The following is a 13,367-nucleotide window of genomic DNA, read 5'->3' as shown; positions in this document are numbered from 1 at the left end:
TTTCTTAATCTGATAGCTGAGCTATACAGTAGTCAATTTCCCGAATTAATGAATTTATTTTTAGCTTTGTATCTCTTTTGTTTTCGTCACTGCCCAGTAATGAGTTTGCCATCTTGAGTGCTTCATACTGCATTTTTAGTGCCTCAATCTCTCTTGATTGAGTTTGTATTATGTTTGCAGACCTTATTAATTTGTTTTTTAAATCTTGATTTTCCTCTTTTAAAATTTTCATTTTACCGAAAATTTTTAGAACCTTATTTTCAAGAGTATCAATAATTTCTGCAATTGTACTCATTATTTCTCCTTTTCATTACATATCTTACAAAGTTACTATTCCTTTTTAATTTTGCAATAATTTATTATTTTTTTTGCATTAAATAAATTAAAATACTAATTTTCAAGGCAGTACGTTTTTGTTTTTCGCATTTAGTTTCTGTTGTTTTTTTTTATCTTAGCCAAAATGTAAATTATGAGATTTCTTGTCCTTTTTGTGTTGTTTTGCTGCTCTATTCAAGCTCAAAATGACTATCCAAAAGATTATTTTCGTTCACCTCTTGATATTCCAATGCAATTGTCTGGGAATTTTGGTGAGTTGAGGCCCAATCATTTTCATGCGGGTTTTGATTTGAAAACCCAACAAAAGGAGGGTTTAAAGGTTTATGCCGTGGCCGATGGATATGTGTCTAGGATTAAAATTTCTACTTTTGGTAATGGAAAAACAATATATATTAATCATCCTAATGGGTATACTTCTGTTTATGGGCATTTAAAAACGGCGGATGGCGCAATTGAATCGTATATTAAAAACACCCACTATAAAGAACAGTCTTTTGAGATTGAAATGTTTTTAAAACCAGAAGAGTTGCCGGTAAAAAAAGGAGATGTGATTGCTTTGTCTGGTAATACAGGAGCTTCTGAAGGTCCACATTTGCATTTTGAATTTCGAAATACAAAAACAGAATTTGTTATTAACCCACTACTTTTTGGTTTTGATACTTTTTTAAAAGACACTAAAAAGCCTGTTGTTACGGGTGTTTATGTTTATCCATTAGATAGTAAAACCACTGTAAATAATGCTAAGCGTCCTGTGTTATTAAATGTTTCTTTACAAAAAGATGGTACTTACTTGTCTGATAAAGTTGTTTCTAATGGTGTTATAGGTTTCGGTATAACGGCTCATGACGTTGATGATGTATCTTTTAATAATAATGGTATTTATAGGGTTCAGACTTTTTTGAACGGTAAACCAAATTTTGGTTATGAATTTAACACCTATTCTTTTACTGATATGAGGTATATCAATGCTTTAATTGATTATTCTCGTTATAAAAAAATGCAGCAAAGGGTGCAAAAACTTTTTATGAAAGCTCCTTATGATTTACGTTTTATACAAGCCGATGAAAATAAAGGAGTTTTGCAGGTCTCTCCTAACTTAGCCTCATTATATCGAATTGAAGTTTCAGATTATTTTGGTAACATGAGAACCATTTCTATACCCATACATTATGATTTGTTACCTACAATTATTGGCACTGATCAGCCGCAGTCGAAATATTTTGTAAAAGCGGTAAATGACAGTAATTTTGAACTTGGAAACATGTCGGTGTTTTTTCCTGCAGGCACTTTTTATGAAGATTTCAATATGAATTTTAATGTGGTTAATGATACTTTATTTTTGCATGATGATTCTGTTCCAGTTCATTCCAATTTTACAATTACAATTGAAGATACAAAAAGTACTGAAGAGCAACGTCAAAAAATGTTTATTGGCAAAGTGCAAGGCGGTAAAGTAAGTTACAATTCTACTTACAGAAAGGATAGTGTTTTTTCTACGAAAGTAAAGGTTTTAGGAAATTACAAGTTGGTATCAGACACGGTGGCGCCTATAGTAACGATGGCTAATCCTATTGAAGGCAAATGGATTAATGAGCAAAAGTCTTTGCAGCTTACTATAAGTGATGCTTTATCTGGAATTAAAACCTACAACGGATACTTGAATGGAAAATGGGTGCTTTTTGAATATGATAATAAAACCCGCAAAATCACGCATTTTTTAAGAGATGAATATTTGCAAGATGGTTCTAATGTTTTAAAAGTTGATGTAGTTGATAATATGGGGAATTCAACTACTTTTGAAACGCGTTTTTATAGAGGTCAGAAAAAATAAATCAAAATCAATTGAGTACTACTAAATTCTTTCTTTTTTTATCGATTATTTGTCTTGGTTTTTCTGCAACTGCACAAACGGCAAGAATACGAGGTATTGTTTTGGATGAAAGCAAACAACCTTTAGAGAATGTCAATATTACATTTGACGGTTTTAATACCCAGTCTAATGAGAATGGTTTCTATGATGTTAAAGTCCCGGCAAATCAAAAAGTAACAGTTGTTTTTACACACGTTTCTCTTAAAAAAATCACTGTTGTTTTTATACTTCAGGCTAATGAACAAAAGGAATTTAACCCTATAATGAACAGTCAGGCAGAGCAAATGGGAGAGGTTGTTGTAGTGACTGGGAATAGGAGTGTGGTTCAGGGAATAGTAAATCTAGAACCCGAAATGATTCGAAAAATTCCGGGTGCCAATGCAGGAGTTGAAAATATTTTAAAATCCTTGCCAGGTGTGAATTCCAATAATGAGTTAAGCACCCAATATGCTGTGCGTGGTGGGAATTATGATGAAAATTTAGTCTATGTAAACGAGATTGAAGTCTATCGTCCATTTTTGATTCGCTCAGGTCAGCAAGAAGGTTTGAGTTTTACCAATACTGATTTGGTTCATAATGTCGATTTCTCTGCTGGAGGTTTTCAAGCAAAGTACGGAGACAAACTGTCTTCGGTATTAGATATTACTTATAGAAAGCCAACCACTTTTGGCGCAAGCCTTGAAGCTAGTTTTCTTGGCGGAAGCATAGCTGTTGATGCGGTTTCTAAAGATAAAAAATGGTCAGCTGTAACAGGATTACGCTATAGAAATAATTCACTACTTGTGAACAGTCAGGAAACGCAAACTAATTTTACACCAACGTTTGCTGATATTCAAACCAATATTAATTATCAGGCTTCGGCTAAATGGCAGTGGAGTTTTTTAGGAAACATTTCTCAAAATAAATACCAATATCGTCCTTTATCACGCGTTTCAAATTTTGGAACACTTGACAGCCCTATGGCACTTACGGTTTTTTATGATGGACAAGAGAAAGACAAATACGATACTTATTTTGGAGCAATAAAATCAGTCTTTAATGTTTCGGATAATTTTACGTTAAAATTTATAGGTTCCATCTTCCATACGTTAGAACAAGAATATTTTGATATATTGGCGCAATATAGACTAGGTGAAGTAGATACTAATATTGGTTCAGAAACTCTAGGTGACGTTTCATTCACAAGAGGTATTGGATCACAGCTAAGTCACGCGAGGAATGATCTTGATGCCTTAATTGTAAATACTGAAATAAAAGGATTTCAGGACTGGAAAAACAGCCAAATAGAATGGGGTGTTAAGTATACTCGTGAATCTATTAGAGATAGAATAATAGAGTGGGAGGTCATTGATTCTGCTGGTTTTGCATTGAATCCACCTATTTTAAATTTGCCAAAAAACGATCAGCCTTATACTCCTTACACGGGACCGTTGGTTCCTTATCAAGACATACGAGCTACAAATTTCAATTCTATAAATCGGTTTTCAGGTTACGGACAATGGAGTTTAAAATCAAATTTAGGAACGAATGAAGTTTGGTATAATGCAGGAATCCGAATGCACAATTGGGAAGTTTCTGGTGCTAGTACATTGGGGAAGTCTCAATTTACGATAAGTCCAAGAGCTCAGTTTGCCATTAAACCAAATTGGAAACAAGATGTTGTTTTTCGTATTTCTGGAGGTCTTTATCATCAACCGCCTTTCTATAGAGAGCTTAGGGATGGAGACGGCATTGTACAGCCCAATACTAAAGCGCAACAATCTTTTCATATTGTCTTAGGGAATGACTATAGTTTTAAATTGTGGGATCGTCCTTTTAAGTTGCTTTCTGAAGTATATTACAAATCTATAACGGATGCTAATATTTACACGATTGATAATGTACGCATACGGTATGCAGCTAATAACAGTGCAGTGGCTTACGCCCAAGGTGTAGATGTGCGTTTGAATGGTGAGTTTGTACCTGGAACCGAATCGTGGATTAGTTTTGGGTATTTAAAAACAGAGGAAAACAGCAATGATAAAGGATTTATTGCCAGACCCACAGATCAAAGATTGAAATTTGGTATTTTGTTTCAGGATTATATGCCAAATATTCCAAGTTTAAAGTTATATTTAAATTTAGTCTACAATACAGGATTACCAGGAGGATCACCATCTTATGCAAATCCTTATTTGTATCAAAACAGATTGAATGACTACCGCAGGGTTGATGTAGGCTTTTCTAAAGTGTTTATTGATAACACCACAAGGAAAAGAAGCTCGGGTTTATTTAAAAATTGTAAAGAATTAGCTCTAGGATTAGAAATTTTTAATCTTTTTAACAATCAAAATGCCATTACAAATACCTGGGTTAGGGATGTATACTCTAAAAATCAATATGCAATACCAAACTACATGACCATACGAGTTTTTAATGTGAAATTGACTGCTAAGTTGTAAGGTGCTTTCAACAGTCGAATTCATTCTATTTATTCGTTAAATTGTACTTAGAATAAGGAAGCTATTTTTAAAAATGATTACATTTGAGTTTTAATACTATCAGCACATGAAAAAAATACATTTCACTTGTTTAGGAATTGCATTGCTATTTTTAGCAAGTTGTAAAGAGGATGCAGCAACGCCAAAAGTAACTTACGATGCAACTAATAAAGCAAAGTCGATTGTAAAGGCAGACTCAACCCAAATACAAATTGCTGATTTGCCTTGGCAAATGGAAGGTACGGATTATTTAATTCACCCTGTTGCTGATTTGAGTATTCGTGATCGTGGAGTTAAATCACGCTACGGCTCCTCTAGTGTGAATGATTTGAGTTTTACGATTTCAAATTATGGAGAATATGAAATTACAGGTTATTTGCAAAATTTAAAATTCCAAAAAGTAAATTCAGATTCTATTCGGAAATTGACTGAAAAGCCTATTTTGATTCAAACGGCTACTTATTTAAAAACAGTTGCCGATAAAACTAAAAACCAAATCATGGTGTATACTATGGTTGATATGGATACCAATAAAGATGGTAAATTAGATACCAGTGATATAAAATCCTTGCATTTGAGCACCATAAGCGGGGAGCGACTCACTAAAATTTCGCCTGACTTTCAGGAATTAATAGATTGGAAACTTCTAGCCTCTCGCAATCGTTTGTATTTTAGAACGGTAGAGGATACCAATAAAAACGGTCAGTTTGATAAAAATGATTTGGTTCATTATTATTATGCAGATTTAACTAGTAACGAGTGGAAAATTAATGCTTACGAGCCAGTTTAATTGGTTTTTCTAAATCAAAATATCACTTTCTAAATCGGATTTTTCAATAGTGAAATCAAATCCGAGTTGTTTTACTAATTGGATTACCAAGTTTTTATACCAGTTTTCGGATTTTGGGTGAATGTATATTTTTTCAATTAAGGTATTGATATCAATGTTAATTTTCAAACCTTCATTAATCTTAACTTCGGTTTCGCCAATATCAGTTATGATGCGTACTTCACCTTCATATTGAAAACTTTTTCTTTTAAATAAAAAAGGAAAAAACAAGTCGTCAAATGGAATGTGTTCTTTTTTATAATCGATATAGTTGACCTCTCCTATGTATTGCTGATACTCTTTTTCTATTTGAAGGGACTGTTGCAAACGTCCAATTGTAGATTGAATGGCTAGCCCTTCTGTATTTTGTGTAAATATTTGCCACATAGCAAACGATTCGTATTCATTAATGTGCCAGCTGCTAATAGCTACTTTTTCCCGATGTTTTTTGTAATAATTTAAAAAATCAGGATTGTCTTGAGATAATTTTTTGATTTCTTCAAAAGTGGGCTCACTAAAAGTACCTTCGTATTGATCTTCAAACTTATCAGAGCGCGACATGAATAGCTTTTGCGAAAGCAATAAATCTAGAAATTTAGATAAGTCTAGGTATTTCCAAACTACTGTGTTTGGGTCATCTGGAAGTTTAATCGATGCGTTGTTAACATACATAGCTTTAATTTATAGGAAATGCTTTTATGTAAAGTTCATCAATTTTTTTTACTTACGATTTAAGAATTTGTTTTTTTAGCGTTATTTTTTTGCCATTTGCCAGTATTAGTTCCATTGTGTCATTTGTATTAGCTTCTATACGCCAAGAAATAAAATCGCATTCATTTTTAAAGTCGGCTGCTTTGCGTCCGTTAACTGATAGAATTTCTTCTCCAATTGTTAAGTCTTTTGCTGTGCTTTCTGCTAGATTGCTTTTTCCGGTGATTACCAATTTGCCATTTTTCAGAAACACATCAGCATCAAAACTCAATTGCAAGGAAATAGGTTTTTTAGACAATTGCAAATGATAGGTTGACGTACTGTTATTCATTACTGTAACAGAAGTCAATTGGGAGAAAAATTTAATTCCTATCTTTTTTTCAATATCGGGTCTACTATCTGTTTTTACATTGTCAAAGCGTTTATTTCCAAGTACTAAGTTGTCAAAGGAAAGCGTTTCAAAAGTATTTATTTTCATCTCAGAAAGGCTCATGCTTATTCTTGAACTACTAATAATATCATTTTTAAGGTCTTTTTTCAGCTTTTTAAGTACAGGTTCATTAGTTGGAACTTCAAGAAAATCGTTGTAACCAGTATCGATCAAACAATTTTTTAATGTAGTACCTTGAATCGTAATGGCAGTAAAATGCCTGTTGCTTTTATAAACAATTGGTACTCCTAGCATTTCGATAGAGGGTTCAAACACAGCGTCAGAAACGTATAACAGTTTTTTGTCAAAATCAATTTTCCAATTTAGTTTATTAATGGCATTGGCGCCAAGCAAATAGGTTTCTGTGCAAGATAGAAAAGGCATGTCATGTACGATGCTTTTTACGTTATGTATATTAAATGTACCAATAGTAACCGTTTCTATAACTGCTGATTGCATGCTGTTTTGATTTTCGTTACTATCAGTGATATTTTTTATTCCAGAAATCTTAATATTAGCCGCGCTCGCTTTGCTTGTTGGAACCACACCCAATGCAGCACCAGTGTCTAACATAAAGTCGGTTGGTACTCCGTTTAGTTTTCCTTTAAAAATCAGTAAACTTGATTTTAAGCTAAACGGAATCGAATCTATTTTTGTGTTTTGAGCGTAATTGACAACTGAAAAACTCAAGAATAATATTGCTGCAAAAATTCTTTTCATAACTAAATATTTTTTGGATTTGATTTTAGTTTTTTAATCGATCGTGAAATAAAAATACCGCCTAAAATGCCAGGTAAACTCCAAGCAACCACATCTGGTAAAAAAGTATTGTTGACTACAATAAAAGCCGTAAACGCAGCAATATAGGCACCTGTCATGCGGCCAATATGATTTTTTAAACTGTATAAAGAATCGGTAACTTTGCCTATGTAGGCTTTATACTCTATGTAGCACAATCGTAAACTAGCAGTTCCAAATAGTAGAAATACGATACCAAAAACTTGTTTGGCTAATACATAACGAATGCCAATGTAATAAAAAATCGCTGAACAAATCAACATGGCAATCGTTAACAATGCATCGCCAAGTTGCGGTTTCTGACCCAAATGGGCTTTTTTTAATTGTATCATTCTGTACCCCGAAACCGCCAAGTAAATTGTAAAAACACCCACGATAAAAAGAAATAAATTAGGATGTACGTAAGATAAGTAAAAAGCACACAATCCGGTGCTGACCATTGCTACGGTAAAAATCAAACCAATTCTTTTATGAATTCGGTCCCCTTTTTTACGAATTAAAACAACGGTACCCAATAGTAAACCGGTAAAACCAGAAAGAATGTGCAGCACTAAGATAATTTTGAATAGCATAACAGATTGTTTTAAATGAAAAAGGTTACGTAAATATATTGCTATCTTACGTAACCTTTAAAAAATATATACTGAAATGTCTTACCTCAATGCTGAGTTGTCGATTTTAACTACTCAAGCGATTGCAAACTCACTAGTTTATTGTAAACACCTTGCAGCGCAATCAATTCTTCGTGGTTTCCTTGCTCTACAATTTTTCCTTTTTGCATCACGACAATGACATCTGCTTTTTGAATTGTGGATAATCTATGAGCAATAACAATTGAAGTTCTGTTTTGCATCATGTTCTCAAGTGCAACTTGAACAAATTTTTCGCTTTCGGTATCCAATGCTGAGGTTGCTTCATCCAAAATCATAATCGGTGGATTTTTCAAAACTGCACGAGCGATAGACAAACGTTGTTTTTGTCCTCCAGATAATTTATTTCCACTGTCGCCAATGTTCGAGTGAATTCCTTTTGGTAGATCTTGTACAAACTCAAAGGCGTTCGCAATTTTCAAAGCTTCAATAATTTCCTCATCGGTAGCATTTGGTTTTCCCAATGCTATATTGGCTTTGATGGTATCATTAAATAAAATACTGTCTTGTGTTACCAATCCCATTAAACCACGTAACGATTGCAAATCAAGATCCTTAATGTCTGTTCCGTCAATTGAAATCGTACCTTCATTTACATCATAAAAACGAGTTAGTAAATTAGCAATGGTACTTTTTCCGCTACCAGATTGTCCAACAAGCGCCACCGTTTGTCCTTTTTTTACTTGCAACGAAAAGTTTTTTAGCACTTTTTCGTCTTCGTATTTAAAGTTGATGTTTGAAATAGTGATATCCGATTCAAATGCATCTTTTTGAACAGCATTTTCTTTAGATGTGATTTCGTTTTCCACATCTAAAACCTCAAAAACACGTTCAGCAGCAGCCAAACCGTTTTTCACAGAATAAGATGCTTTTGAAATGGCTTTGGCTGGAGTTAAAATATTGAATGCCATTGTTAAATACACAATAAACGAAGCGCCATCAATTGTTTTATCATTTAAAACTAAAATTCCTCCGTAAAAAAGCAAAATTGCAATCGTAGTTACTCCCAGAAATTCGCTTAATGGTGTGGCTAAGTTATTTCGGCTTCCGATACTGTTGTTTAAATTTAACAAACGAGTGACAGATTCATTAAAGCGACCTTTAAAAGAAGGTTCGGCATTATAGCTTTTTATAACTTTTAAACCACCTAAAGTTTCTTCAACTACAGAAATTAAAGAGCCACTTTCTTTTTGTGCTTCTCTGGATTGGCTTCTTAAATTTTTAGCTAATTTAGAAATGATGTAACCCGAAATAGGCATGAAAATCAGTACGAATAATGTTAATTTGGCACTTATGGCAAACATCGTTCCCAATGCAAAAATAATAGTTAAAGGTTCTTTTACTACCAATTCTAAAATGGAGAAAAATGAGTTTTGAACCTCGTTGACATCGCCTAGCATGCGCGCCATCATATCACCTTTTCTTTTTTCAGAATAGTAGGAGATAGGCAATTCAATAATTTTGGCATACATAGATCTTCTCAAATCCTTCAATACACCGTTTTTTAAGTGCATGATGTGATAGGAAGCCAAATAGTTGAATAAGTTTTTAATGAAAAACGTAGTGATGACCATGGCTACCACAAGCAATAAAACAACCTCAGTGCTTTCATTTTCTTGTAAAGATGAAACTTTAAAGTTTATATATTCTATTACATATTCCTTAAGATAAGCTAGTCCTTTGTATACAGGTTGAGTAAATTCTTCTTCATCTTCTGTTTTCCTAAAAAGCACCTGCAAAACTGGAAATAAGGTCAATAAAGATATTGTACTAAACAAAGCATACAAAATATTATAAATCACATTCCAAATAATATGTGATTGATAGGGTTTTGTAAAAGGTATTAATTTTTTTATGTTTGGATCCATTAGTTTAATTGCATTGCAGTAATAATGTTGGCGATTTTTTGGTCCAGAATTGCTTCTACTTCTTCAAAATCTTCAACAGCATTTAGTGTAGTATTTACACTGATATAAAATTTAATTTTTGGTTCGGTACCACTTGGTCGAGCACATATTTTAGAACCGTCTTCGGTATAGTAAATCAATACATTAGATTTTGGAATCGTCATGGTTGATTCAGTACCATCCAATAAGTTTTTAGCAATACTTGATTGGTAATCTTCTACCATGATCACTCTTTCGCCGTTGATTTCTTTCAAAGGATTTTCACGTAAGTCAATCATCATTTGTGTGATTTCCTGCAAACCTTCCATTCCTTTTTTAGTGATTGATACCAAGTGTTCTTTGTAAAAACCGTTGTCTACATACAATTTAACTAGTTCTTGGTATACAGTACTTCCATTGGCTTTGGCTTGAGCCGCCATTTCGCAAACCAAAAGTGTTGCTGCAACAGCATCTTTATCGCGTACAGCATCTCCCACCATATATCCAAAACTCTCTTCGCCACCACCTATGAACTCTAGTTCTGGGAAATCTTTGATCATTTTGGCAATCCATTTAAAACCGGTCAAACCTACTTTGCATTCTACGCCATAATTGGTGCCAAGTTCCATCATCATAGGAGTCGATACAATCGTAGAACCAATAAATTGTTTTCCGTTAATTTTTCCAGCTTTTTTCCATTGCTCTAGCAAGAATGCGGTCATCAAAACCATAGTTTGATTTCCGTTCAACAATACCATTTTACCCTCGTTATTTCGCACAGCAACTCCTAATCTGTCACAATCTGGATCAGTACCCACAACAATATCTGCTTGGGTTTTATCTGCCAATTCAAGTGCCATCGTCAATGCTTCTGGCTCTTCAGGATTTGGCGATTTTACTGTTGGGAAATCTCCATTTGGCACGCGTTGTTCCTCAACAATATGTACATTATTATAACCAGCTTGAGCTAAAGTTTCAGGGATGATAGTTATTGAGGTACCATGTAATGAGGTAAACACAATATTTAAATCGTCTTTTGCTGTTTGCAAAGTGTTAAAACTTGCATTTGCAATAGATGAGGCTATAAATGCGGCATCAATAGCGGTGTCAACATAATGAATTAAATCTTCATTTGCTGTAAACTGAATTTGATCGTAGGTCAATTTTTCAATAACATCAATAATACCTTTGTCTTGTGGCGGAACAATTTGACCACCATCTTGCCAGTATACTTTGTATCCGTTGTATTCAGGTGGGTTGTGAGATGCCGTAAGTACAATTCCGCATTGGCATCCCAAATGTTTTACTGCAAAAGACAATTCTGGTGTAGGTCTCAATTCCGAAAATAAATATACTTCAATCCCGTTTGCCGAAAAAACATCAGCAACCACCTTTGCAAGCGTATCACTGTTTTTTCTACAATCGTAAGCAATAACTGCTTTTAATGGTTGGTTCGGAAAAGTAGTGTGCAAGTAATTTGACAATCCTTGTGTGCTTTTTCCAAGTGTATATTTATTAATACGGTTGTTTCCTACGCCCATTACACCGCGCATTCCTCCAGTACCAAATTCTAAGTTCTTGTAAAAACTTTCCTCTAAATTTTTTGGTGAAGTAGTCATCAATTCTTTTACAGCCACTTGTGTAGCGCTATCAAATGTTGGGGTTAGCCATTCGTTTACAGCGTCTAAAATGTTTTGTTTGATTTCCATCTTATTTTTTTTATTTTTTAGGAGCTATTTCCTGCTATTCGTTACAATCTTTTATTCGCCGCGGCGCATAAAAGGATTTTCACTGCTATCAGGGCTATAATCATCGCGTTGTATGTTGTTTATCTTAAATTACAGGTTTACGCTACTCGCAATTTTATAGCGCTCTTCATTGTTTTTTGTTCTCAAAATGATTTCACCTAGAAATCCCGCTAGAAATAATTGTGTTCCCAAGACCATTGTGGTTAAGGCAATATAAAACCAAGGATTATTAGTCACTAGGCTATAACGCATATCGTTGTACATGTGGTATAACTTTGAAATACCGATGTAACCAGCAAGCATAAATCCTATAATGAACATCAAAGATCCTATGGCACCAAAAAGGTGCATGGGTCTTTTTCCAAAGCGAGACAAGAACCAAATCGTAATCAAATCTAAGAATCCGTTAATAAAACGTTCCATCCCAAATTTAGTTTCACCATATTTTCGGGCTTGATGTTGTACAACTTTTTCGCCAATTTTGCCAAAACCAGCATTTTTGGCCAATACCGGGATATAACGGTGCATTTCACCCGAAACTTCGATATTCTTAACTACAATATTTTTGTATGCTTTCAAGCCGCAATTGAAATCATTTAATTCAACTCCTGATGTTTTTCGTGCCGCCCAATTAAATAGTTTTGACGGGAGGTTTTTAGCCATTACTGAGTCGTAGCGCTTTTTTTTCCAACCCGAAACCAAATCATATTTCCCATTGGTAATCATGTCATACAATCCCGGAATTTCCTCGGGACTGTCTTGCAAGTCAGCATCCATGGTAATAATAACATCTCCTTGTGCTTTAGCAAAACCAGCATGCAATGCCTGCGATTTTCCAAAGTTCTTCATAAAACGGACTCCTTTCACATGAGGATTTTCTTTTGAAAAGCCTTCTATGAGTGTCCAAGAATTATCTGTACTGCCATCATCCAGAAAAATGATTTCATACGTGTAATTGTTGGATTGCATCACTTTGATAATCCATGTGTAAAGCTCATTTAGTGATTCCTCTTCGTTTAAAAGAGGAATTAGTATAGATAAATTCATTAATTTTTATTCTTGTGTAGATTTGCTTTTAAAAAATGCTGCTAAAATTAAACCAAGTAGAGCAGAAAAAAACAGCAAGAAAACCGTGCCTTTTAATTGTTCTACAATTGAATAAGGATCAGTCTCTTTTAAATTAGAAATTGTTTCGTTTAATGAAGATGCTGGGACACCAAATTTTTCAGAGGTACTAACTAAATATTTTATTGATAAATCTAAAAGTGTATCTTTCAAAGTTGGGTCTATAAAATTAAACAGGATAATTTTAAAAACTACAAAAATTAGCAAGCCTACAAGCGATGAAATAAAATAAGTAGTAAAGGCATCTTTAAAAGGAAATATACCATTTAAATCTTTTTTTGTTTTTGAAAGCAAGATAATAGAAATGATTAAAAAGACTGAAAAACTTAATAGTGTAGTCCACCAAGCGATGAATAATTCAATATCAATTGCATACATTAAGGCAGTTATGAGTGATAATACAATACCAATTATCGCACCGTAGGTTAATCCGTTTTTTTTAACAATTTCGTTGATCATTTTAGTTGGTTTTTAAATTAATCTACAAATATAACAATTCCCAAT

The 13,367-nt window shown here is 33.7% G+C and carries 11 protein-coding genes; 3 read left to right on the top strand and 8 right to left on the bottom strand.

Annotation, left to right across the window (positions count from 1 at the left end; translation table 11 throughout):
• Positions 1-4: 4 nt before the first annotated feature.
• Entirely contained in the window at positions 5-295 is a 291-nt protein-coding gene (locus tag FJV36_RS03765) for a hypothetical protein (protein WP_158980838.1), read from the bottom strand.
• A 174-nt stretch (positions 296-469) separates the two neighbouring features.
• On the opposite strand from FJV36_RS03765, the gene FJV36_RS03760 reads away from it, so the two are divergent.
• From FJV36_RS03760 to FJV36_RS03750, 3 genes are all read left to right on the top strand, one after another.
• Complete coding sequence (locus tag FJV36_RS03760) at positions 470-2,167, top strand: M23 family metallopeptidase (RefSeq protein ID WP_158729373.1); 1,698 nt, start codon at positions 470-472, stop codon at positions 2,165-2,167.
• 11 nt (positions 2,168-2,178) lie between these two features.
• Positions 2,179-4,647, top strand: a complete 2,469-nt coding sequence (locus FJV36_RS03755) for a TonB-dependent receptor (protein ID WP_158729372.1) — start codon at positions 2,179-2,181, stop codon at positions 4,645-4,647.
• A 106-nt stretch (positions 4,648-4,753) separates the two neighbouring features.
• Positions 4,754-5,476, top strand: a complete 723-nt coding sequence (locus FJV36_RS03750; RefSeq protein WP_158729371.1) for a hypothetical protein — start codon at positions 4,754-4,756, stop codon at positions 5,474-5,476.
• A 9-nt stretch (positions 5,477-5,485) separates the two neighbouring features.
• Here the strand turns inward: FJV36_RS03750 and FJV36_RS03745 are convergent, their stop codons facing one another.
• The 7 genes from FJV36_RS03745 to FJV36_RS03715 all read right to left on the bottom strand — a co-directional run bounded on the left by FJV36_RS03745 (position 5,486) and on the right by FJV36_RS03715 (position 13,322).
• The gene (locus FJV36_RS03745) at positions 5,486-6,187 is read right to left on the bottom strand and encodes a hypothetical protein (RefSeq protein ID WP_158729370.1); all 702 of its coding nucleotides are present in this window, start codon (positions 6,185-6,187) and stop codon (positions 5,486-5,488) included.
• 52 nt (positions 6,188-6,239) lie between these two features.
• Positions 6,240-7,376 carry an aspartyl protease family protein gene (locus FJV36_RS03740; protein WP_158729369.1) on the bottom strand — a complete coding sequence of 379 codons (1,137 nt, stop codon included), beginning with the start codon at positions 7,374-7,376 and terminating at the stop codon, positions 6,240-6,242.
• A gap of 2 nt (positions 7,377-7,378) precedes the next feature.
• Positions 7,379-8,026: a hypothetical protein gene (locus tag FJV36_RS03735; RefSeq protein ID WP_086454837.1), complete on the bottom strand. Its 648-nt coding sequence runs from the start codon at positions 8,024-8,026 to the stop codon at positions 7,379-7,381.
• Positions 8,027-8,136: 110 nt separating this feature from the next.
• A complete protein-coding gene (locus tag FJV36_RS03730) occupies positions 8,137-9,972 on the bottom strand; it encodes an ABC transporter ATP-binding protein (RefSeq protein ID WP_086454838.1) in 1,836 nt (611 codons plus the stop codon).
• Positions 9,972-11,699, bottom strand: coding sequence for a phospho-sugar mutase (locus tag FJV36_RS03725; protein WP_158729368.1), 1,728 nt, complete (start codon positions 11,697-11,699; stop codon positions 9,972-9,974). Before FJV36_RS03725 ends, FJV36_RS03730 begins: the two co-directional genes overlap by 1 nt.
• A 129-nt stretch (positions 11,700-11,828) precedes the next feature.
• Positions 11,829-12,785: a glycosyltransferase family 2 protein gene (locus tag FJV36_RS03720; RefSeq protein ID WP_158729367.1), complete on the bottom strand. Its 957-nt coding sequence runs from the start codon at positions 12,783-12,785 to the stop codon at positions 11,829-11,831.
• A gap of 6 nt (positions 12,786-12,791) precedes the next feature.
• On the bottom strand, positions 12,792-13,322 hold the full coding sequence (locus FJV36_RS03715) for a DUF4199 domain-containing protein (RefSeq protein ID WP_158729366.1): 531 nt from the start codon (positions 13,320-13,322) through the stop codon (positions 12,792-12,794).
• Positions 13,323-13,367 lie beyond the last annotated feature (45 nt).

It is taken from the genome of Flavobacterium sp. I-STPP5a, assembly GCF_009764685.1.
In the GTDB taxonomy this organism is placed as follows: Bacteria; Bacteroidota; Bacteroidia; order Flavobacteriales; family Flavobacteriaceae; genus Flavobacterium.
Note: the sequence above shows the minus strand (reverse complement) of the source record. Positions and strands in the feature narration are given on the sequence as shown.

What these genes read in the sequence shown, in the direction of transcription:
- FJV36_RS03765 (WP_158980838.1), bottom strand. Translation starts at nt 295, where the DNA reads ATGAGTACAATTGCAGAAATTATTGATACTCTTGAAAATAAGGTTCTA.
- FJV36_RS03760 (WP_158729373.1), top strand. Translation starts at nt 470, where the DNA reads ATGAGATTTCTTGTCCTTTTTGTGTTGTTTTGCTGCTCTATTCAAGCT.
- FJV36_RS03750 (WP_158729371.1), top strand. Translation starts at nt 4,754, where the DNA reads ATGAAAAAAATACATTTCACTTGTTTAGGAATTGCATTGCTATTTTTA.
- FJV36_RS03745 (WP_158729370.1), bottom strand. Translation starts at nt 6,187, where the DNA reads ATGTATGTTAACAACGCATCGATTAAACTTCCAGATGACCCAAACACA.
- FJV36_RS03740 (WP_158729369.1), bottom strand. Translation starts at nt 7,376, where the DNA reads ATGAAAAGAATTTTTGCAGCAATATTATTCTTGAGTTTTTCAGTTGTC.
- FJV36_RS03735 (WP_086454837.1), bottom strand. Translation starts at nt 8,026, where the DNA reads ATGCTATTCAAAATTATCTTAGTGCTGCACATTCTTTCTGGTTTTACC.
- FJV36_RS03730 (WP_086454838.1), bottom strand. Translation starts at nt 9,972, where the DNA reads ATGGATCCAAACATAAAAAAATTAATACCTTTTACAAAACCCTATCAA.
- FJV36_RS03725 (WP_158729368.1), bottom strand. Translation starts at nt 11,699, where the DNA reads ATGGAAATCAAACAAAACATTTTAGACGCTGTAAACGAATGGCTAACC.
- FJV36_RS03720 (WP_158729367.1), bottom strand. Translation starts at nt 12,785, where the DNA reads ATGAATTTATCTATACTAATTCCTCTTTTAAACGAAGAGGAATCACTA.
- FJV36_RS03715 (WP_158729366.1), bottom strand. Translation starts at nt 13,322, where the DNA reads ATGATCAACGAAATTGTTAAAAAAAACGGATTAACCTACGGTGCGATA.